A 20,831-nucleotide genomic window follows, 5' to 3' on the forward strand; every position below is an offset into this window, starting at 1 on the left:
TCGTGTCGTCGTCGGGCTCGCGAGGTCAGACCGGGCGAGGCGACGAAAGGTTTGAACGGGCCCCGGGGCGCTCCGGCGGGACGAGGAGCACGAGGGCATGCACCACCAGCGCGGACGGCGCGGCGACGCGAGGCCCTGGGCCGTACGGGCCGGAACCGGGGGACGATTCGCCCGGGGCGACGATGGCGAGGGCGGCGTCGAGCCACGCCTCGCCCTCCAGCCCGGGCGCGAGGGCAGCGAGCGCCCGCTCGGTGCCGGCCGACACGGGACCGGCGAGCGCGGCGCGCAGGCGCGCGACACGCGCGGCGAGCACGGGACGGCGATGCGCGGGAACGCGTGCGAGCGCGGCGTCGGCAACCCCGAGCGCCGCGGCCGCCTCCCGCGCCACGACACCACCACCGAGCGCGCGACGCGCCGCGGTACGACGCGCCCATCGACGAACGGCCCGCAGCGCCGTGAGCACGTCGGCGCGCTCCGGTGGATGATCGACGGTCGCGTGATCGACCCGACGCACGGCCCACGCGAGCACTGGACCGCCCGGCCGTGCCGCGCCCTCGCCACGTGCCGCGAGGAGCACGGACGCGCCGTCGACGGTGCAGGCCGCGAGAAAGCCCGCGCGCGGCGAGGACACGGCGGTGACGAGAGTGCGCGCCGCGCGCGTCGACTCCCCGGACACGGACGCGTCGAGCCAGCGCTCGAGCCGCGAGGCAATGGCGACGTGGCGCGCGGGCGCGTCGTCCGCACCGGCGATGCGCGCACCGACGACGCGCGCCGCCGCGCGCGCCTTGGCGTGCAGCCGCGCCGCGAGCCGGAGCGCGCGCGCGACCTCGCGCGGCGGCGCGAGGCCGTGGACGGCGATCCGAGCGTGCGGACCGCCGAGCCGCGCCGCGCGGCCGACGCGCTGCGCGAGACGCGCGGGCGTCCACGGCACGTCGAGATGCACGACCGTCGCCGCATCACGCAGGTCGAGCCCCTCGGACAGGCAGTCCGTGGCGAGCAGCAGGTCGATGCGCTCGCGCGCGGGCGGAGGCGGCAGACCAGCGGCGATGGGCGCGAAGCGGGCGAGCAGCTCGCGGCGCGACACGGGCCCGGACGCGATGCGACCGCCCGACGCCGTGAGCAGCGCGACGCGTCCGTCGCGCTCCATGCGCGCGTACAGCGCGCGTGCCGAGTCGGCGAAGTGCGTGAAGGCGACGACGGGTGCGTCGGGACGACACGCGCGCAGCGCGCGCAGCCACGCCGCACGCTCGTCGGCGCGCGCGGCGACGTCGGGGGCGTCGAGCCGGTGCAGCAGCGCGCGGAGCGCGTGCGCGTGTGCAGAGAGCGTGTCGCGCAACGCCGCCACGTCGTCGGTCGTCGGGGCGTCGAGCGCGAGGCCCAGCTGCACCGCGTCTTCCGCGCCGACCCACGCGCGCAGCTCACGCGTGGCGAGGTGGCGGCCGCCGCGCAGCGCCGCGTCGAGCGCGGCGGCGGCGGTGAGGCGCCGTCGCACACCGTGGCGCAGCGCGTCCTCACCCGACGCGAGGAGCCGCAGTAGGGTGATGGCGCCGAGCGAGGCCGCGAGGCCGCCGTCGCGCGGTGGGAGCGGAGGAGGGAGGGCGAGGATCGCCTCGCACAGCGCAGCGTCGAACGCGCGTGAAGCGAAGCGGTGCCAGCGCGTGGGTGCGACGTGTGGCAGGTGCGTGCCCGCGGGTCGTCCACGGCGGCGCACGATCAGGCGCGCGAGCGACGCCGCGTCGAGCGTGGTGGCGCGGGCGCCGAGGAAGAGCGAGAGGAGGGCGGCGAGATCGCGGGCGGAGTTGTGGATCGGGGTGGCGGAGAGCAGCAGCAGGCGTGCGTGACGCGCGAGCGTGGCGAGCCGCCGCCAGCGGCGCGTGGCGGGGTTGCGGAGGTGGTGCGCCTCGTCGACGATCACGAGGGCGGCACGGGCGAGCACGTCGGAGGACGCGGCAGCGAGCGCGGGGCGCGAGAGCGACTCGACGCTGACGAACGCGCAGCGGACGCCGGTGGCCGCACAGGCGTGCGTCCACGTGTCGCGCAGCGCGGCCGGTGCGACGACGACGGTAGACGACTCGATGCGCGCGACCGCGAGCGCGACGTAGGTCTTGCCCAGGCCGACGTCGTCGGCGAGGAGGGCGCCGCCATGCTCGCGGAGGGCGTGCTGCAGCCGCGCGACCGCGATCCGCTGGTGCGGATGGAGCGTGATGCTACCGAGCGTGGCGCCGGGGAGCGCGCCGGGGACCGCGAGCGCGGCGCGGGCGATGCGCGCGCGCACGGCGGCGATGCCCGCATGGGCGACGCCGGTCAGCGACGGCATGATGCGGCATGCGTGGCGTGTCGCTCGCGGACCATGCGCGCGGCGCGCATGGCGTCGTCGTCGTGCGGGAGGGCGTCGGCGTGGACGAGGCCCGCGTCCCAGGCCAGCAGCGGCGCGAGCGCGTGCGGTGGGATGCCGTAGGCCGCGCAGACCGCGAGCGTGCGCGCGCCGGGCGTGGCGGTCCATGCGTCGGCGAGCAGGTCGCGTGCGGCGCGCCAGTCGGCGGGCACCGGCAGCAGCGCGACCGTCCACGCGAGATGGCGGCGGAAGCCGCCGCGTGCGGGCTCCGCGAGGGCGCCGAGCCAGGCGACGAGGGGCGGGGCGGCGAGGAGGGTGGCGAACGCACGGGCGTCGCGCGGGTCGTCGAACGACGCGACGTAGCACGAGTTCAGCGGCACCGTCGGATCGCCGGCGGGCATGAGACGCGGTAACGGAGTACGCGCGAGGTCGGCCCAGGCGACGCGCGGGCGCCGGGCGTCCGCGCCGTGCGTGCGGAAGAGCGTCCACCAGGCGCGCGAGCTGCGGGCGTCGCTGCGGGCCGCGAGGCGGGCGCGCCACGGCGCGAGCCAGCGGAGCGCGCGTGGCGGGAGCGTGGGCAATGGTGCGCCGTCGTCGCAATGCGTCCAGACGATGGAATTGGTGAGCGGCGCGTCGCTGCCGCGCGCGAGGTCCTCGCCGCGCAGCGCGGGGCGCAGCAGCCCGCGCTCGACCGTGCCCGTGCGGCCGCGGGCGTGCACCGTGGCGAGCGGGCCGTCGCCTGGCTCGACGTCGACGAGGAAGGCGTCGTTGCAGCCGCACTTCACGCCGAGGGTGGCGCGGGCGAGGGAGGTGGCGCCGAGCGGGGGGCCGGCGGCGCGGAGGCGATCGAAGGCCGCGCGCACGTCGCGCGGGAGCAGCAGCCACGGCGAGGCCGGATCGGCGTCGAGCGCGAGGGCGTGCGGCGCGAGCCGCGACTCCGCGATGCCGGCGCGGCGGTGCACGCGGATCGCGACGTGAGGGAGGTGCGTCTCGCGCGCGGGTGTGGCGTCGTCGTGAGACGCGCGGCGCGTGGCGACGACGAGCGATGGATACGTGGCCGCGTCGAAGGCCGCGGGCGCCTCGGTCCAGTCTTCCAGCGCGTGCAGCTCCGCCTCGCGTGCGAGCAGGGTGCGCAGGCCGCCGCCCGCGAGCGCGCGCCAGAGCTTCGCGGGCACCAGCAGTGAGAGCGCGCCACCCGGCCGCAGCAGGGCGAGCGAGCGCTCGACGAAGGGCGCCGCGAGGTCCACCTGGCTGCCGAAGCCCATGCCCGCGCCCGCGAGCGCGGCGCCCGTGCGCCAGGCGGCGTCGCGCGCGCAGGCGTAGGTGGCGCGCAGCGCGTCGCGCTCCGCGGCGGGAATCGCGTGCGGACGTACCCATGGGGGATTGCCGACGACGAGGTCGAAGCCGGACGCCGCGGCCGCGTCGCCGAAGTGCCACCCGAAGCCGAAGGGGAGCGCGGCGCCGTCCGCGATCGCGCGGCGATGGCGGGTGGCGGCGCGGATGGCGCGGCGAAGCGCGAGGAGGCGCTCGCGGTCGCGCGTGGAGGGCGGGCGGCGATCGCCGAAGAGGTCGCGCGCGCGGGCGGCGGCGAGCAGCTCGCGGCGCTCGTGTCGCAGGGCGAGGAGGGCGCGGTCGAGCGTCGCGAGGGCCCGCGCGCGCTCCGCGTCGTCGAGGGCGCGGGCGGCGGCGCGCTTGCGGGCGCCCGTGCAGCGGGCGTAGCGGGCGCGCTGGGTCGCCAGTGCACCGCCTGCGCGCACTGGCGCACCCGAGCCCCACGGTGCGCCGCCCCATGTCGCGTCCGCGGGGAGCGCGAGGCCCGTCGGCAGCGCGAGCGCGTCGCCGACGCGGACGTTGTGGTCGAGGTTCGGAAGTGGAGGGACGCGGAGCGGATCGTCGACGTCCGCCTCGATCACGACCGAGAGCCAGAGGCGCAGCTCCGCGAGCCAGACCGCCGTCGTGTTGCGGTCGACGCCGAAGATCGTGTGCGTGAGCAGCGCGCGCCGCAGGTCGGCGAGCGGGCGCGCGTCGCCGGCCGTCGCGAGGAGATCGGCGAGGCGCTCCAGCGCGTGCACGAGGAAGGCGCCCGAGCCGCAGGCCGGGTCGAGCGCGCGCAGCGCGAGCACGCGGCGGCGCAGCGTGGCGGCACGTGGATCGCTGGCGACGTCGTGGCCCGCGAGCGACGCGTCGACCAGTGTGGGCGGCAGCGCATCGTGTCCGCGTGGCGGGGGCGCGAGGAGGGCCGTGCGGAGGCCCGCCGACGTCACGCGCTCCACCATCGCCTGCGGCGTGTAGAAGGCGCCCGTGGCGCGGCGGTCGCGCGCGTGCATCAGCGACTCGAAGGCGCGGCCGAGCATCTCCGGGTCGACGGCGGCTTCGGACCAGGCGGCGGCGTCCTCGCGGGCCGTGAAGCGGTGACTCGCGAGCAGGTCGTGGACGAGCGTGCCGAGTGCGGCGTCGTCGAGGTGGAGGCGCCGGTGGCGGCGCTCGAGGGCGGTGGGCGCGAAGAGGCCGCCGTTGAGGAAGGGGATGCGGCCGAAGGCGCGCGCGACCGGCGCGCGGCGACTGCGCGGCGTGTTGAGCGTGCCGAAGAAGAGCGGGCGCAGGACGCGCCGGTGGAAGTCGCCACCGTTCGCCATGCAGGCGTCGAAGCGGTGCGCGAGGAAGGCGGGATCGCCGTCGAGCCAGCCCTTCGCCTCGAGGAAGGCGAGGAAGAGGCAGCGCGTCGTGTGGAGGAGCGCGAGGTCGGCGCGCGCGTCGGCGTCGGGGACCGTGGCGGTGGCCGCGTCGGCGAGCGTCGCGACCGTGCGCGCGAGCGCGTGGTAGAAGCGCGTGCCCAGCCGGTCGCGTCCGAGGACGTCGAGCCAGCGCTGGTGGGCGAGGAGCGCGTCGACGTCGGTGGCGGAGGGTGCGGGCGCGTGCGCGAGGAGCGTGCGCAGCGTCTCCGCGTCGCTGTCGCGGACGTCGCGCGGGTCGCAGAGGAGGGCATGGAGGCGCGGCGGGCGGTTCGCGACCGGCGTCCAGGCCGCGACCGCGAGCGCACCGCCGTCGTCGCGCACGAGGAGCAGGAGCCAGCGCTCGTGCGCCGCGTGGAGCGCGAGGCGTGAGGCGAGGGTGCGCGCGGCGTCGCGGAGCGGCGTGCGCGCCGGCACCGTGGCGAGCAGCGCGCGGAGCGCGCCCGGCCCGACGACGAGGCGCGCGCGGGTGATTATCGCCTCGTCGATGCCGAGCGTGCGGCGCGTGTCGTGGGGGAGCGTGAGCGGGGCGGACGCGAAGCCGGCGGCGCGCGCGATGGGGAGGAGCGCGGGCAGCGAGCGGGCGTCGGCGAGCAGCTGGGCGGCGAGGGCGAGGCGCACGCGCACACAGTGCGTCGTGCGCGGCGCGGGACCGTATCGGTGGAGCGCGTGGCGGTACGCGGCTACGCAGCGACGTCAGGCCGGGTCGCTCGCGGAGAGGTAGACGCGGCCGCGCCACTCGACGCGGCGGCCGCGCGCGATCGCCTGCGCGACGATCGTGAGGTAGGTGCCGGCGCCCAGCGGATACAGGAGCGCCCAGAGCGGCGAGAGGCCCGAGCGTCGGTAGATCGCCATCCAGAAGAGCAGCGTGCACGCGACCGCGATCGTCGCCATCCGCACCTGCGTCCAGTCGTCGAGCAGGCCCGCGGCGGCGGCGAGCAGCAGCGCGAGCGGCCAGAGCTGCATCAACGCCGGGAACAGCAGCAGCAGCGGGAAGAGCAGCCGGCCCACGCGGCCCAGCGGCATCGCCTCGCGGCCGCCGGCGAAGACGTTCTTGCGCCAGCCGCCCACCAGCTCGCGCAGCGACGTGTACATGCGCGTCGCGAGCTGCGACTCGCCGAGGAGGAGGTGGACGGGAAGGCCCGCGGCGTGGGTGCGCTGTGCGAGCTTGAGGTCCTCCGCGACCGCGTCGCGCACCGCGGCGTGGCCGCCGATCGCGTCGTACGCCGCGCGCGTCATGAGCAGGCACTGGCCGTTGGCGATCTTGTCGACCGCGTGGCGCGAGCGCGAGACGCGCTCCGTGCCGCCGAAGCGGCCCGCGATGACGGCGAAGACCTGCGGCTGCACGACGCGCTCCCAGAACGTTTCCATCTCCTGGCGGCCGGCGACGGAGAGCAGGGCGGCGCCGCGCGCGCGCATCGCGTTGACCGCGCGCGGGAGCAGGTCGGGCGCGTGCGTGGTGTCCGCGTCGACGAAGGCGAGGATGTCGCCGCGCGCGGCCGCCGCGCCGGTGGCGCACGCCCACTGCTTGCCCATCCAGCCGTCGGGGAGCGCCGGGTTGTCGAGCACGCGCACGCGGGTGTCGCGCGCCGCGATAGCGCGGGCGATGTCGCCGGTGCCGTCGGTGGAGTGGTCGTCGACGACGAGCACCTCGAGCGCGGGCCAGGTGGTGCCGAGCACGGAGTGCAGGCAGCGCGCGACGTTGCGCGCCTCGTCGCGCGCAGGGATCACGACCGAGATGAGCGGCGCGTCGGACGGGGCGACGCCGGAGTAGTCGTCGAGCGCGCGCGAGTCGCGCGTGCGCCACCAGACGACGAGCGGCGCGGCGACCCACGGGATCGCCTGGAGGGCGGCGTCGCGCCAGGAGTGCAGGGCAGGATCGGTCACGACGACAAGATGGCGTGGGCCGCGAACGTACGACGACGGCCGGCGCCGCGTGGGCGCCGGCCGTCGTCGTCAGGCGTCGCTATGGATCGCAACGAGCGGAGCGTGCTCCGCTCACATGTCGTCCATGCGCTCGAGGGTGCGGCCGGACGAGCGGTCCGACGACTGATCGTCCTGGTCGCGGTACGGGCTGCTCGAGCTCCCGCGCATGCCCTCGTCGTCGCGGCTGCCGGACGTGCCCCCGCTGTAGCCGGTGTCGTTGCCGTAGCCGCCGCTGCCCTCACGGTCGCTCTGGCCCTCGCGGCCGCTCTCGCGGCCGCTCTCGCGGCCGCTGTCGCGCTGCTGGCGATCGCGGGAGCTGGCGCCCATGCCGTGGTCCGCGCGGTTGCGATCGGAGCCGCTGCTGGAGCCGCTGCTGGAGCCGCTGCTGGAGCCGCTGCTCGCCGACATGCCGTCCATGCCGTCGCCCTGATCCGAGGACTGCTGGCTGCCGCGCTGACTGCTGCGCGAGCGGGACGAGCTGGACTGCGAGCCACCCGACGACGCGCTCATGCCCTCGTCGTTCTGGCGGCTGGAGGACTGCTGGCTGCCGCCCTGGCGGGACTGGCTGCCCTGAAGGTCATCGTTGCGGGAGTCGCGATTCTGTCGATCGGCCATCGTGCTGCCTCCTGCTGAGGTGAGTCCCCCTCGCGGGGGCCCCCTCCCTGGGCAACGGCCGTACCCATTCGTACGGGAACGGACGAAAGGCGGGACGCGCCCGGGCGCGTTGCCGGGGCCGGTGAGCCTGCCTACGTTCGCCGGCATGCCCGTCGCCGCCCCCACGTTCCGCCCGCCCACGCTCGCGCTCGGCGCCCGCGTCGCCCTGGTCGCGCCCGCCGGTCCGCTCCTCGGCCCCAACGACCTGCCGCGCGCGCTCGAGACCGCTCGCCGCCTGGGGTGGGAGCCCGTGGTGGGGGAGCACGCGCTGGCGCACGCGGACTACTTCGCGGGCGACGACGCCGATCGCCTCGCCGACCTCAACGCCGCGCTCCGCGATCCGGCGGTGGACGCGATCTGGTGCCTGCGCGGCGGCTACGGCGCGATGCGCCTCCTCCCGCACGTCGACTGGGACGCGATGCGGGCGCGCCCCCGCGCGCTGATCGGGTACTCCGACATCACGGCGCTGCACTGCGCGCTCGCGGTCGAGGTGCCGGGGCTGGTGTCGTACCACGGGCCGACCGCGCGGGCGGTGCTGACGCCGTTCTCCGAGCGCTCGTTCCTGGCCGCGCTGCGCGACGGCGGCGAGCCGTGCGGCGAGGCGCCGGCGGCGCGCACGCTGCGGCCGGGGCGCGCGACGGGCCGGCTCGCGGGCGGCAACCTCGCGCTGCTGGCGGCGCTCGCGGGCACGCGCTGGGCCCCGCGCTTCGACGGCGCGATCGCGGTGATCGAGGACGTGAACGAGGCGACCTACCGCATCGACCGGATGCTGCGGCAGCTGCTGCTGGCGGGCTGCCTGGACGGCTGCCGCGCGATCGCGTTCGGCCACTGCACGGCCTGCCCGGAGGAGTGCGACGACGACGGGCGGCGCTCGCTGGCGGCGGTCGTCACCGAGATCGCCGATGCGCTGCAGGTCCCGGCGCTGCTCGGCATTCCGGTGGGGCACATCGAGGATCAGTGGACGATCCCGCTGGGCGCGCCGGCGACCGTCGACACCGAGACGAGGACGCTCACGCTCTCCGCCTGAGAGCGGGGGACGGACCGGCGGGGGACGGACCGGCGGAGAACGGAACGGCGGAGGACGGTGGAGCGTGAGACGGAAAGGCGGATCGGTAGACGCCCCACCGTTTCACGCCCTATCGTTCTCCGCGTCCTCGTTCGCCGCCGTTCCGTCCTCCGCTCCACCGTTCCGTCATGAAGACCTACCACGACCTGGTCGCCGAGGCCAAGCCACGCATCACCGAAGTGTCGGCCGACGACGTGCGCGCGCGTCTCGCGCAGGGCGAGTCGTTCACGCTGCTCGACATCCGGGAGCCGAACGAGTGGAAGATGGGCCACCTCCCCGGCGCGCTGCACATCCCGCGCGGCGTGATGGAGTCCGCGATCGAGTCGCGCGTCCCGCGCGAGCAGGAGGTCGTGCTCTACTGCGCGTCCGGCAACCGGTCGGTGCTGGCCGCCGACGTCCTGCAGCAGATGGGCTACCGGAAGGTGAGCTCGATGCGCGGCGGGATCCGCGCCTGGGCCGACGCGGGCGGCGAGGTCGAGTGAGGGCGCGCGCGTGAGCGACGGCGGCCGTCCCGCCCTCCCGCACGCGCTCGCCGACGGGCTCGCGCACCCGGAGATCGCGCGCCTCGCCGCCGCCCTCGCGGCGCGGCCCGGCCGCCCGGCGCGCATTCACCCCGACGACCGGCCGCCGCGGCACGCCGCGGTGGCGCTCGTGCTCCGGCTGCGCGAGGACGGCACGCCGGAGCTGCTGTTCGTGAAGCGCGCGGAGTACGAGGGCGATCCGTGGAGCGGGCACGTGGCGTTTCCGGGCGGTCGCGCGGAGCCCGACGACGCGACCCCGTGGGACACCGCGGCGCGCGAGACGTGGGAGGAGACGGGCCTCGAGCTGCGGCGCGACGGCCTGCTGCTCGGCACGCTGGACGACCTGTACCCGCGCAATCCCGCGCTGCCCGCGATCGTCGTGCGTCCGCACGTGGCGCTCGCGGCGCCAGGGCCGCTGGTGCTGAGCGACGAGCTGGCGGCGGCGTTCTGGGTGCCGATCCGCCGCTTCGGCGAGCCGGGCTTCGCCACGACGTCCACGGTGCAGGCGCGCGGCCACGCGCTGACGGTGCCGAGCTTCGTGCACGACGGCCACACGATCTGGGGGATGACGCACCGGATCGTGGAGCAGCTGCTGGAGCGGTGGCCGCCGGCCCCGCGCACCGGCCCGGACGGCGAGTGAGGCACGGGTAGGCGTGGACCGCGCCTTGCCTTGTGGCGGGAGTTAGGGCGCCCTAACTTGCGGGTGCACCCGACCCCAACCGCGCCGCCATGGCTTCGCCGTCCTCTCCGTCCGCCGCTCCGCCGGGCTCGCCGCCCGGTCCGGTTCCCGTCGACGACGTGGAGTTCGCGCCGGCGACCCACGCGGATGGCAACGGCGCGCCCGAGGCCGGCTGGCGCCGCTCCCGCCTGGCGCCGTCGCTGGCCGAGGCGTACCGGACCGTGCCCGTGTCGGGCGTGGGGACGTTCCGGAAGATGCTGGCGTTCGCGGGCCCCGGTTACCTGGTCGCGGTCGGCTACATGGACCCGGGCAACTGGGCGACCGATCTCGCCGGCGGCTCGCGCTTCGGCTACACGCTGCTGAGCGTGATCCTGCTGTCGAACCTCATGGCGGTGCTGCTGCAGGGCCTCGCGTCCAAGCTCGGCATCGTCACGGGCCGCGACCTCGCGCAGGCCTGCCGCGACCACTACTCGGCGCCCGTCAACTTCGCGCTCTGGCTGCTGTGCGAGATCGCGATCGCCGCGTGCGACCTGGCGGAGGTCATCGGCACGGCGATCGCGCTCAACCTCCTGTTCGACATCCCGCTGACGTGGGGCATCGTCATCACGGCGGCCGACGTGCTGCTCGTGCTGACGCTGCAGAACAAGGGCTTCCGGCGGCTCGAGGCGCTGGTGATCGCGCTGGTGGCGACCGTGGGCGCCTGTTTCCTGTTCGAGCTCTTCGTGTCGCGCCCCGACGTGGTGGCGGTCGCGCGCGGCTTCGTGCCCGATCCGGACATCGTCCGCGACCCGGCGAAGCTGTACATCGCGATCGGCATCCTGGGCGCGACGGTGATGCCGCACAACCTCTACCTGCACTCGTCGATCGTGCAGACGCGCCGCTACGAGCAGAGCGCGGCGGGGAAGAAGGAGGCGGTGCGCTTCGCCTTCATCGACTCGACGGTCGCGCTCAGCCTGGCGCTGTTCATCAACGCGGCGATCCTGATCGTGGCGGCGGCGACGTTCTACCGCTCGGGCAACACGCAGGTGGCGGAGATCCAGGACGCGTACCAGCTGCTGTCGCCGCTGCTGGGCGTCGGCGCGGCGAGCACGGTGTTCGCGCTCGCGCTGCTGGCGTCGGGGCAGAACTCGACGCTCACGGGCACCCTCGCCGGGCAGATCGTGATGGAGGGCTTCCTCGACATCCGGCTGCGCCCGTGGATGCGGCGGCTCATCACGCGCGCGATCGCGATCGTGCCGGCGGTGATCGTGTCGGTGCTCTACGGCGAGAGCGGCACCGCGCAGCTGCTGGTGTTCAGCCAGGTGGTGCTGTCGCTGCAGCTGTCGTTCGCGGTCTTCCCGCTGGTGCAGTTCACGAGCGACCGGCTGAAGATGGGCGAGTTCGTGAACCCGGGGTGGCTGAAGGCGCTGGCGTACCTGGTGGCGACGGTGATCGGCGGGCTGAATGCGTGGCTGCTGGTGCAGACGGCGCGGGAGTTCCTCAACTGACGCTGCGTGCGGCGTGCTGCGTGTACGGCCGCTCGGGACGCATCGGTGCGCCTCACCTGTCGGCCGATGGGAGGGATGCGGATGCTCCGGATCGGAACGGATCGAACGGATCGCGCCGCCCCGGCGCATGGGACGTCGCCGCCACGAGCGACGATCCGAAGCATCCGCTCTCATCGGGAGCATCCGCATCCCCCAACAGGCAAAGGAGTCCGGCGCACCGGACGCGACCTGCAAGAGCGGACGGGATGACAGGATGACCAGGAGGCTCCGTGTGGCGCGATGCTCCAAGCGCCGGTGCGGAGCCTCCTCGTCATCCTGTCATCCCGTCAAAGCACTCGTCGTTCAAGTCCGCCGCATCGATGCCGGCCACGCAGCACGCAGCCCGCCAGAGGTTCGAGGCGCCGCCGTCGGGGGTTCCTTGCTTGCGGGGCCCCGTTTCCGGCGCCAGACTCCCGCTCATGTCGGTCTACGCCCGCATCCTGGTGCCGCTCGAGCACTCGCCGTACGACGCGTGCATCCTCGAGCACGTCCGCCCGCTGGCCCGCCTGTGCGGGGCGAGCGTCACGCTGATCCACGTCGCCGACGGGTGGGTCGCGCGCAACATCGGCCAGGTGCCGCTGCGCGAGTCCGAGGAGATGCGGCGCGACCGCGAGTACCTGGAGTCGACCTGCGAGGCGCTGTGCGCCGAGGGGTTCGAGTGCGACGCCGTGCTGGCGAGTGGCGATCCCGCCGACGAGATCCTGGCGGCCGCGGAGCGCGAGCGGTGCGACCTGATCGCGATGGCGACGCACGGCCACCGCTTCCTGGCCGACGTCGTCTACGGCTCGGTGGCCGAGGCCGTACGCCACCGTGCCTCGATCCCGGTGCTGCTGCTGCGCGGGCCGCAGCCCGCCCGGCCGACGCCGGTCCGCGCGGTCGAGGCGGTCCCGGTCCCGCCGCCGGCCTGACGGGCTACGTTTAGGCGCATGTCGTCGCGCCCCGCCGCCCCGCCACAGAGCGCTCCTGCGCTCACCGCCCCGGTCGAGGACTACCTCAAGGCCGTCTACGATCTGGAGCGCACCGGCGGCGCCGCGGCGACCAACGAGATCGCGCACCGCCTCGGCGTCGCGCCGGCGAGCGTCAGCGGCATGGTGCGGCGGCTGGCCGAGCAGGGGCTGCTGACCTACGAGCGGTATCGCGGCGTGCGGCTGACGCCCGACGGCCGGCGCGCCGCGCTCCGCACGCTGCGCCGCCACCGCATCCTCGAGTGCTACCTGGCCACCGTGCTGGGCTACCCGTGGGACGGCGTGCACGAGGAGGCCGAGCGGCTGGAGCACGCGGCGTCCGACGCGCTCATCGACCGGATGGCGGCGGCGCTCGGCGACCCCGCGTTCGACCCGCACGGCGCGCCCATCCCGACGCGCGAGGGCGCGGTGGACGAGCGGCACCACGTCGCGCTGGCCGACCTGGCGACGGGCGCGCGGGCGCGCGTGGTGCGCGTGAGCGACGAGGACGGCGAGCTGCTGCGCTATCTGGGCGAGCTGGCGCTGACGCCGGGGGCCGAGGTGACGCTGGTGGCGCGCGCGCCGTTCGACGGGCCGATCACGCTCGCGGTGGGCGACGCGCGGCCGGCGGTGGGGTCCGTGGTCGCGCAGCAGGTGCTCGTGGAGCCGCTGGAGCCGGTCGAGGCGCCGCGCACGCGTCGCAGCGTCGCGGGTCGCGCGGCCGCCGCGGCCCCCGGGCGGGGGAACGGCGGCACGTCGTGAGCGTTCGTCTGGCGCGTCGTTGACGCCCCTCGCCGCGGGACGGTCGCCGGAACGCTCTTTGCGCCCTGCCGCGTCGCGCCCCAGCCCGGGCGCAGCATCCGTTGCGCGGCGCCACGCCGCGTGTCCGTGGTCCCATCGGAGGTTGCCGTGGCCAGCCGTCCCCCCGCGCCGATCGATCCCGACGCCGGCATCCCCGACCTGATCCGCCGGCTGGCCGACGACTCCAAGCGGCTGGCCCTCGACGAGGTGCGGCTGGCGAAGCTGGAGGTCCGCGAGAGCGTGCACGGCGCCGCCCGCGGCACCGTGCGGCTGGCGATCGCCTTCGGCGCGGCCGTCATCGCGCTCTCCGCGCTCACCATCGCGCTCGCCGCGCTCGGCGGGCGCCTGCTGGGCAACTACTGGGCGGGCACGCTGATCGTCGGCGCGCTCGAGCTGGGCGTCGCCTACCTGCTCGTGACCCGCGGGATGCGGAAGATGCGCGAGTCGGAGCTCGGCTTCCCCGAGTCGCGCGCGTCGCTGCGCGACACCGCGCAGTGGGTGAAGGCGGTGCGCGAGCCGGAGGTCGAGCAGCGCGTGCTGCGCGACGAGCTCGCGCGCGTCGCGCCGCCGCAGGGCCAACTGCCCGAGCGCGCGGACTGACGCACGACGCGCGACCCGTGCGGGCGACGGCGGGAACCCGCCGCGCGCGCCCTTCGTTACCCGCCGGCCGCATGCACTCCCTCCTTCCGACGCTCCGATCGGCGCTCGCCGCGTCGCTGCTCGCGCTCGCGCCGCTGCCCGCGGCGGCGCAGGGCGTCGCGCCCGTCGTGGTCGAGCAGGGGCGCGTGACGCCGCTGTCGCGCGCCGGCGCGCTCCGCACGATCGCCGTCGACGAGCGGCTGCAGCGCGACGCGGGGCTGCGACTGCGTGACACGGTGGTGCTGGCGGCGACGTCCGCCGCCGAGCGGCGCGCCGCGCCCGAGGACACCGTCGTCGTCGGCGCGTTCGTGCGCCGCGGCGCCGACCCGGCCGAGATCGCGCGCGGCGAGTATCGCGTGCGTCTGCACCTGGACCAGCTGCAGCGGCTCGCCGGCTACGACAACCGCGTCGACCGGTTCGCGGTCGCGACGCGCGGCGACGACGCCACCGCGCGCGCGCTGACCGCCGTCAACGACGCGGCGTTCGGCTTCCGCGCCTACCGCAGCACCGACGTCGCCGTGAAGACGTCGCGCACCTTCCAGGTGGTGCGCCGCTTCCACCGCGCGATCGGCGTCATCACGGTCGTCGCCAGCGCGGCGTTCCTGCTCTGCATCCTGCTCCTGAAGATCGACGAGCGGCGGCGCGACGTCGCGGCGCTGCGCCTCATGGGCATCTCGCGCCGCACGGTGGTGAGCGCGCTGGTGCTCGAGGCGTCGATGGTCGCGCTGCTGGGGAGCGCGATGGGCCTCGGCATCGGCTGGGCGGCCAGCCGCGTGGTGAACGCGTACTACCAGGGCGTCTACCGCACGCCGCTGCTGTTCGCGCTCGTCACGCCGGAGGTCGCGACGTTCGCGGTGGGCCTCTCGCTGGTGCTCGGCGTGCTCGCGGGGCTCGCGGCGGCAGTGCGGCTGGCGCGCACGGCGCCGCTGGAGCTGTTCGGCCGCTAGCGCATGCGCCTCACGCTGGCCGCCGCGGCGCTCGTCCGCCACCGCACGCGCACGCTGCTCGCGATCCTCGGCGTCGCCGTGTCGGCCGCGCTGCTGCTGGACATGGTGATGCTCGCCGGCGGGATGCGCGAGTCGTTCGGCGACCTGCTGATGGTGCGCGGCTACCAGCTGCGGCTCGCGCCCAAGGGCACGCTGCCGTTCGACAGCGAGGCGACCATCGCGGGCGCGGCGGAGCTGGTGGCCGCGCTGCGCGCGCGCCCCGACATCGCGGCGGTGAGCCCCGTGCTCGGCGGGCAGCTGCACGTCCTCGCCGCCGGCGCGGGCGACGCGGCGGGCACCGCGCCGCCGCGCGCCGTCACCTTCGCGCTCGGCATCGAGCCGGCGGTGCAGGGCGACTACGAGCGCACCGGCGGCGCCGACGTCGCGCGCGCCGACCAGGTGGTCGCCAACGACGCCTTCCTTCGCGCCGCGAGGGCGCAGGTCGGCGACACGATCGACGTCGCCGCCGGCTTCGACCCGCAGCTGCGCGCCTATGCGGCGCGTCGGCGCGTCGCGATCGTCGGCACCGCGCGCTTCTTCTACATGCCCGCGGGGCAGGCGGCGGTCGCGCTGCCGCTCGCGACGCTGCAGGGGCTGCGTGGCCCCGAGGGACACGACCGCGTGTCGCTGCTGATGGCCCGCGTGCGCGACGGCGCCGACGTCGAGGCCGTGCGGGCGGCGATCGAGCGCACGCAGCCGCGCGTGAGCGCGATCTCCACCGCCACGGCGCTGGCTCAGGTCGAGCAGCGCCTCAGCTACTTCCGCCAGCTCGCCTTCGTGCTCGGCGCCATCAGCCTGGTCATCGGCTTCCTCCTCGTCACGACGCTGGTGACCGTCTCCGTCAACGAGCGCGTGGGCGAGATCGCCGTGCTGCGCGCGATCGGCGTCAGCCGGCTGCACGTGGTGCAGCAGATCGTCATCGAGGGCGCGGCGCTGAGCCTCACCGGCGCCGCGCTCGGCCTCGCGCTGGGGCTCGTGACCGCGCGCTACCTGAACGCGATCCTCGCCGACTTCCCGGGGCTGCCGGCGGCGTTCGAGTTCTTCGTCTTCCAACCTGCGGCGGCGTGGCGCGCGCTCGGCCTGCTCGTGCTGTCGGGGATCGCGGCGGGCGTGTATCCGTCGTGGCGCGCGGCGTCGCTGCCGATCGCGGGGACGCTGCGCGAGGAGGCGGTGGGATGAGCGCCGTGCTCTCGCTGCGCGACGTTCACCGCGACTACCGCCTCGGCAGCGAGACGGTGCACGCGGTGCGCGGCGTCTCGCTGGACGTCGGGGCGGGGGAGTGGGTCGCCGTCGTCGGTCCGTCCGGCTGCGGCAAGTCGACGCTGCTTCATCTGCTGGGCGCGATCGACCGGCCGTCGTCGGGCATCGTGCGCCTGCGCGGCGAGGACGTGGGCGCGCTGCCCGACGCGCAGGCGACGGCGTTCCGACTGCGCCACGTCGGCTTCGTCTTCCAGCGCTTCTACCTGATGCCGACGCTCAGCGCGCGCGAGAACGTCGAGCTGCCGATGGCGGAGGCGCGCGTGCCGAAGGCCGAGCGGCGCGACCGCGCGCGCGAGCTGCTCGCGTACGTCGGACTGGGCGCGCGCGAGGGGCACCGGCCGGCGCAGCTCTCGGGTGGCGAGCAGCAGCGCGTGGCGATCGCGCGCGCGCTCGCGAACCGTCCGGCGCTGCTCCTCGCCGACGAGCCCACGGGCGAGCTGGACGCGCGCACCGGCCAGGAGATCGTCGCGCTGCTGGGTCGTCTCAACGCCGACGGCACGACGATCGTGGTCGTGACGCACGACGAGTCGCTGGCGCGCGCCGCGCGGCGCGTCGTGCACATGCGCGACGGCGTCGTCGAGCGCGACGAGGCGGCGGTCTCCACATGATCGCGCTGCTCGCGCTCCGCAACCTCGTCCACCGCCCGTGGCGCAGCGCGCTGCTCTTCCTGGGCTACGGGCTGGGCGTGGGCGTGATGGTCGTGCTGCTCGCGATCGGCGAGGCGCTGCTGGCGCAGGCGAGCGACGAGAAGCTGGTGGGCGGCGGCGAGATCACGGTGCTGCCCGAGGGCCTCGACGTCGAGGTGATGAAGACGGGCGGTCTCGGTGGCCTCTTCTTCTCCATCCCGAACGCGCGCTTCGTGCAGGGGCAGCTGCTGGCCGCGCCGCGCCTCGCGCGCGACGTGCGCGCGGTCGCGCCACAGATCGACGGCAAGCTGCTCTACCTGCGGCTGCGCGACGGGCGCGAGCTCGGCGTGCGCGCGGCGGGCGAGGTGCCGTCGGCGTCGGCGGCGGTCGGCGCGGGCGCGGACCTCGGTGGCGGCGCGTGGCGCGACGACGACGGCGACCACCGCTGGGCCGAGCCGACGCCCGCGGAGCTGCGGCACGCGATCGACCGCTTCCACCTCCCGCCGGCGAACATCGCGCGCCCCGACAGCTGGGCCGAGTGGCACTACTTCAACGTGCTCTCGGCCGACCGGCAGCGGTGGGCGTTCGTGACGCTGATGGTGGGCGGGCGCATCGGTCAGCCCGACTCCGCCGGCACGCCGCGCTGGGGCGGGCAGGTGCTCGTGACGACGCACGCGCAGGGCGCGCCGGCGCGCCGCTTCAGCGCGCGCGTCGGACCGGCGGACGTGCGCTTCTCGACCGCCGACGCGGACCTGCGCGTGGGCACGTCGAGCGTGCGCGTGCTGCCGGACGGCCGTTACGCCGTGCGCGCCGAGGCGGTGGCCGAGGACGGGAGCGGCGCGCGCGTGGCGGTGGATCTCGTGGTCGCGCCCGCACCGCGCGCGTACTTCCCGGGCGCGACGCTGGAGAGCGGCGACTTCGCGTCGGGCTATGCGGTGGCGGGGCTGCGCGCCGACGCGACGGGCTCGCTGTGCGTGGGCGGCGCGTGCGAGCGCTTCGACGGCGCGCAGTCGTACCATGACCACAACTGGGGGACGTGGCAGGGCGTGACGTGGGAGTGGGGCGCCGCGCGCGCGGGCGCGTACACGCTGCTCTACGGCCGCGTGCAGCCGCCGGACTCGCTGCGCAGCGCCACGCCGCTCTTCGTCTACGTGGTGGACTCGCTCGGCTTCCGCGCGCTCTTCCGCCCGCGCACCATCCGCTACGAGGACGCGCGCACGGTGCGCGTGGCCGGCCGCGAGGTGCGCGTGCCGGCGCGCGGCTGGCTGGAGGACGTGCGCGGGCGCGACACGCTGCGGCTGGAGCTGCTCGTCGAGGACGCGGTCGCGACGGACACGCGGATCGGACTCGTCGAGCGCGGCGAGGCGGAGTACGCGCGGCAGCTGTCGCGTCCCTACTTCGTGCAGATGAAGGGCGTCGCGCGGCTGTCGGGGCGCGCGGGCGGAGCGCCGATCGCTGGCGAGGGGGCGGGGTTCTTCGAGACGTACAGATAGCTGCGTGCTGAGTGCTGCGTGCGCGACCTCGGGACGCCTCGTCGCGCTGCGGAGATGGTGCTTGTGGGGAGGATGCGGATGCCTCGGATCGGAACGGACCATTCGGATCGCTCCGCGTGGCGGCGACGCCCCGTGCGCCGAGAGGAGCGATCCGCATGATCCGGCTCATCCGAAGGATCCGTACTCCCCTCGCGTAGTTCGTGCTGGCCGGCGGCGACGTCGACTGCCGAGGGCACGGAGCCCACACGCAGCACGCCGCCGGACGCGTGCCTCCCCATACCCTGTCCCGCCGCCGGCCCGCGCGTTAGGCTGGACCCTCGACTCCCTCCCGAGGTCCCCATGCTCCGCCGACTCGCCGCCGCGCTCCCCCTCGCGCTGGCGCCCGCCCTCGCGTCCGTCGCCGCCGCGCAGGCGCCACGCCCCATGACGCCCGAGGACGTCATGGGCGTGCGCGGCGTCAGCGGCCCGCAGCTCTCGCCCGATGGCCAGTGGATCGCCTACGTCGTCAGCGTCACCGACACCGTGGAGAACGCGGTGGACAGCGACGTGTGGCTCGTGCGCACCGACGGCAGCGCGCCCGCGCGGCGCCTGACGACCAGCAAGAAGAGCGACGGCTCGCCGCGCTGGTCGCCCGACGGACGGCGGCTCGCGTTCGTGAGCGCGCGCGAGGAGCGGCCGCAGATCTTCGTGCTCGACCCGAACGGCGGCGAGGCCGAGCGGCTGACCGACGCGAAGACCGCGGTCAGCGCGTTCCAGTGGTCGCCGGACGGCAGGCGCATCGCCTACGTCGCGGCCCGCACGCCCACCGCCGACGAGGAGCGGCGGCAGAAGGCGAAGGACGACGCCATCGTCGTCGACAGCCTCTTCCCGCACACGCGCCTCTGGATCCTCGACGTCGCGGAGCGGAAGGCGCGCGAGCTGGTGCAGGGGGACTTCAGCGTCGGCGATCCGCAGTGGTCGCCCGACGGCCGGCAGCTCGCGTACGTCGTGACGCCGACACCCAAGGCCGACGACGGCTCGAAGAGCGACGTGTGGGTCGTGGCCGCGGACGGCTCGGCGCAGCCGCGGAAGCTCACCGACAATCCGGGGAGCGACGCGTCGCCGCGCTGGTCGCCGGACGGGCAGTCGATCGCGTTCCTCACGCGCGCCGGCACGTCGGCCGACGTGGGGATGCTGCGGCTCGCGGTGATGCCGGCGGCGGGCGGCGCGTCGCGCGTGGTGACGGCGCCGGACTTCGCGTACCAGCCGAGCGATCCGAGCTGGTCGCGCGACGGCCGCACGCTGCGCTTCGAGGCCAACACGCGCACCACGGGCAACGTCTTCACCGTGCCCGCGAGCGGCGGCACGCCGCGCGCCCTCTTCACCGACGCCGCGTGGCTCGGCGACGCGGACGTGAGCGACGACGGCGCGACGATCGCGCTCCTGCGCTCGGACCTGCGCACGCCGCCGGACGTGCACGTGGCGCGCGTCGGCGCGCGGGGCGCAACGGCGCCGCGCCGACTCACCGACCACAACCCGCAGGTCCGCACGCTCGCCATCGGCCGCACCGAGACGCTGCGCTACAGGGGGCACGACGGCCTCGAGGTCGAGGGGCTCGTCATCTACCCGGCGGACTTCAAGCCCGGCCAGCGCTACCCGCTGGTGACGCAGGTGCACGGCGGACCCGCGGGCGCGTGGCTCGACCGCTTCCCGTCGAACTACGGCAGCTACGCGCACGTGTGGACCGGGCGCGGCTGGATCGTCTTCCAGCCCAACCCGCGCGGCTCCACCGGCTACGGCGAGGCCTTCCTGCGCGCGAACATCAGGGACTGGGGCAACGGCGACTACCGGGACATCCAGATCGGCATCGACTCGCTGGTGGCGCGCGGCGTCGCCGATCCGCAGCGGCTCGCGCAGGCCGGCTGGAGCTACGGCGGCTACATGACCGCGTGGACGCTCACGCAGACGCAGCGGTTCAAGGCCGTGATGGTGGGCGCGGGGCTCACGAACATGGAGTCGATGTACGGCACCAACGACATCCCGAGCACGCTGGACGGCTACTTCGGCGGGACGCCCTACGACAACGTCGAGGAGTACCGCAAGCGCTCGGCGATGACGTTCATCAAGCAGGCGAAGACGCCGACGCTGATCCTGCACGGGCAGCAGGACATGCGCGTGCCCACGGGGCAGGCGCAGGAGCTCTACCTGGGGCTGAAGCGGAACGGCGTGCCCGTCTCGCTCGTGTTCTACCCGCGCGAGGGCCACGGCCTCGGCGAGCCGCGGCACCAGCTGGACAAGATGCGCCGCGAGCTGGCGTGGATGACGCGCTGGACGCTCGACGGCGCGAAGGTGATGCAGTAGCGGGCTGTGGGCTGCGGACGGCGGGTCCTGCTCCGTGCCCTCGGCAGCCATGCTCGCGCCCGCCCTGTTGGCTATTGGTGAGGATGCGGATGCTCCGGATCGGAGCGGATCTGACGGATCGCGCCGTGTGGCGCATGGGATGTCGCCGCCACGTGGGACGATCCGAGGCATCCGGTTCATCCGCGTCCTCCCCAATGGGCAAGAGGTCCGGAGCACCGAACCGAACGACGAAAGGCAGACGGGATGACAGGATGACGAGGAGGCTCCGCGCGGCGCGCTCACCCAAGCGCCGCGCGGAGCCTC

At 75.4% G+C, this 20,831-nt stretch carries 16 protein-coding genes; 12 read left to right on the plus strand and 4 right to left on the minus strand.

Annotated elements, in window-relative coordinates:
• Nucleotides 1-25 precede the first annotated feature (25 nt).
• The 4 genes from rosag_RS03680 to rosag_RS03695 all read right to left on the minus strand — a co-directional run bounded on the left by rosag_RS03680 (nt 26) and on the right by rosag_RS03695 (nt 7,320).
• Nucleotides 26-2,317, minus strand: coding sequence for a DEAD/DEAH box helicase (locus rosag_RS03680; protein WP_284348680.1), 2,292 nt, complete (start codon nt 2,315-2,317; stop codon nt 26-28).
• On the minus strand, nt 2,305-5,688 hold the full coding sequence (locus rosag_RS03685) for an Eco57I restriction-modification methylase domain-containing protein (RefSeq protein WP_284348681.1): 3,384 nt from the start codon (nt 5,686-5,688) through the stop codon (nt 2,305-2,307). Before rosag_RS03685 ends, rosag_RS03680 begins: the two co-directional genes overlap by 13 nt.
• Nucleotides 5,689-5,763: 75 nt before the next feature.
• Nucleotides 5,764-6,954, minus strand: coding sequence for a glycosyltransferase family 2 protein (locus rosag_RS03690; protein WP_284348682.1), 1,191 nt, complete (start codon nt 6,952-6,954; stop codon nt 5,764-5,766).
• 111 nt (nt 6,955-7,065) lie between these two features.
• Nucleotides 7,066-7,320 (minus strand): hypothetical protein, encoded by a 255-nt coding sequence (locus rosag_RS03695; protein WP_284348683.1) that lies wholly within the window; start codon nt 7,318-7,320, stop codon nt 7,066-7,068.
• Between the two features lie 433 nt (nt 7,321-7,753).
• Between rosag_RS03695 and rosag_RS03700 the strand changes: the two genes are divergently transcribed.
• The 12 genes from rosag_RS03700 (at nt 7,754) to rosag_RS03755 (ending at nt 20,528) form a co-directional block, all read left to right on the plus strand.
• Complete coding sequence (locus tag rosag_RS03700) at nt 7,754-8,674, plus strand: S66 peptidase family protein (RefSeq protein WP_284348684.1); 921 nt, start codon at nt 7,754-7,756, stop codon at nt 8,672-8,674.
• Between the two features lie 167 nt (nt 8,675-8,841).
• On the plus strand, nt 8,842-9,195 hold the full coding sequence (locus rosag_RS03705; RefSeq protein WP_284348685.1) for a rhodanese-like domain-containing protein: 354 nt from the start codon (nt 8,842-8,844) through the stop codon (nt 9,193-9,195).
• A gap of 10 nt (nt 9,196-9,205) precedes the next feature.
• Nucleotides 9,206-9,874 (plus strand): NUDIX hydrolase, encoded by a 669-nt coding sequence (locus rosag_RS03710; protein WP_284348686.1) that lies wholly within the window; start codon nt 9,206-9,208, stop codon nt 9,872-9,874.
• A gap of 89 nt (nt 9,875-9,963) precedes the next feature.
• Nucleotides 9,964-11,400: an Nramp family divalent metal transporter gene (locus rosag_RS03715; RefSeq protein WP_284348687.1), complete on the plus strand. Its 1,437-nt coding sequence runs from the start codon at nt 9,964-9,966 to the stop codon at nt 11,398-11,400.
• Between the two features lie 458 nt (nt 11,401-11,858).
• Nucleotides 11,859-12,347 carry a universal stress protein gene (locus rosag_RS03720; RefSeq protein WP_284348688.1) on the plus strand — a complete coding sequence of 163 codons (489 nt, stop codon included), beginning with the start codon at nt 11,859-11,861 and terminating at the stop codon, nt 12,345-12,347.
• A gap of 18 nt (nt 12,348-12,365) precedes the next feature.
• Nucleotides 12,366-13,145 carry a metal-dependent transcriptional regulator gene (locus tag rosag_RS03725; RefSeq protein WP_284348689.1) on the plus strand — a complete coding sequence of 260 codons (780 nt, stop codon included), beginning with the start codon at nt 12,366-12,368 and terminating at the stop codon, nt 13,143-13,145.
• A 147-nt stretch (nt 13,146-13,292) separates the two neighbouring features.
• Nucleotides 13,293-13,784: a phage holin family protein gene (locus tag rosag_RS03730; protein ID WP_284348690.1), complete on the plus strand. Its 492-nt coding sequence runs from the start codon at nt 13,293-13,295 to the stop codon at nt 13,782-13,784.
• A 71-nt stretch (nt 13,785-13,855) separates the two neighbouring features.
• On the plus strand, nt 13,856-14,770 hold the full coding sequence (locus rosag_RS03735; protein ID WP_284348691.1) for an ABC transporter permease: 915 nt from the start codon (nt 13,856-13,858) through the stop codon (nt 14,768-14,770).
• A 3-nt stretch (nt 14,771-14,773) separates the two neighbouring features.
• The gene (locus rosag_RS03740) at nt 14,774-15,988 is read left to right on the plus strand and encodes an ABC transporter permease (RefSeq protein WP_284348692.1); all 1,215 of its coding nucleotides are present in this window, start codon (nt 14,774-14,776) and stop codon (nt 15,986-15,988) included.
• Complete coding sequence (locus rosag_RS03745; protein ID WP_284348693.1) at nt 15,985-16,677, plus strand: ABC transporter ATP-binding protein; 693 nt, start codon at nt 15,985-15,987, stop codon at nt 16,675-16,677. Before rosag_RS03740 ends, rosag_RS03745 begins: the two co-directional genes overlap by 4 nt.
• Nucleotides 16,674-18,188, plus strand: coding sequence for a hypothetical protein (locus tag rosag_RS03750; RefSeq protein WP_284348694.1), 1,515 nt, complete (start codon nt 16,674-16,676; stop codon nt 18,186-18,188). The genes rosag_RS03745 and rosag_RS03750 overlap by 4 nt, the downstream gene beginning before the upstream one ends.
• 339 nt (nt 18,189-18,527) lie before the next feature.
• Nucleotides 18,528-20,528 carry a S9 family peptidase gene (locus rosag_RS03755; protein WP_284348695.1) on the plus strand — a complete coding sequence of 667 codons (2,001 nt, stop codon included), beginning with the start codon at nt 18,528-18,530 and terminating at the stop codon, nt 20,526-20,528.
• The last annotated feature ends 303 nt before the right edge of the window (nt 20,529-20,831 follow it).

Origin of the sequence: Roseisolibacter agri (assembly GCF_030159095.1) — a bacterium.
Lineage (GTDB): Bacteria > Gemmatimonadota > Gemmatimonadetes > Gemmatimonadales > Gemmatimonadaceae > Roseisolibacter > Roseisolibacter agri.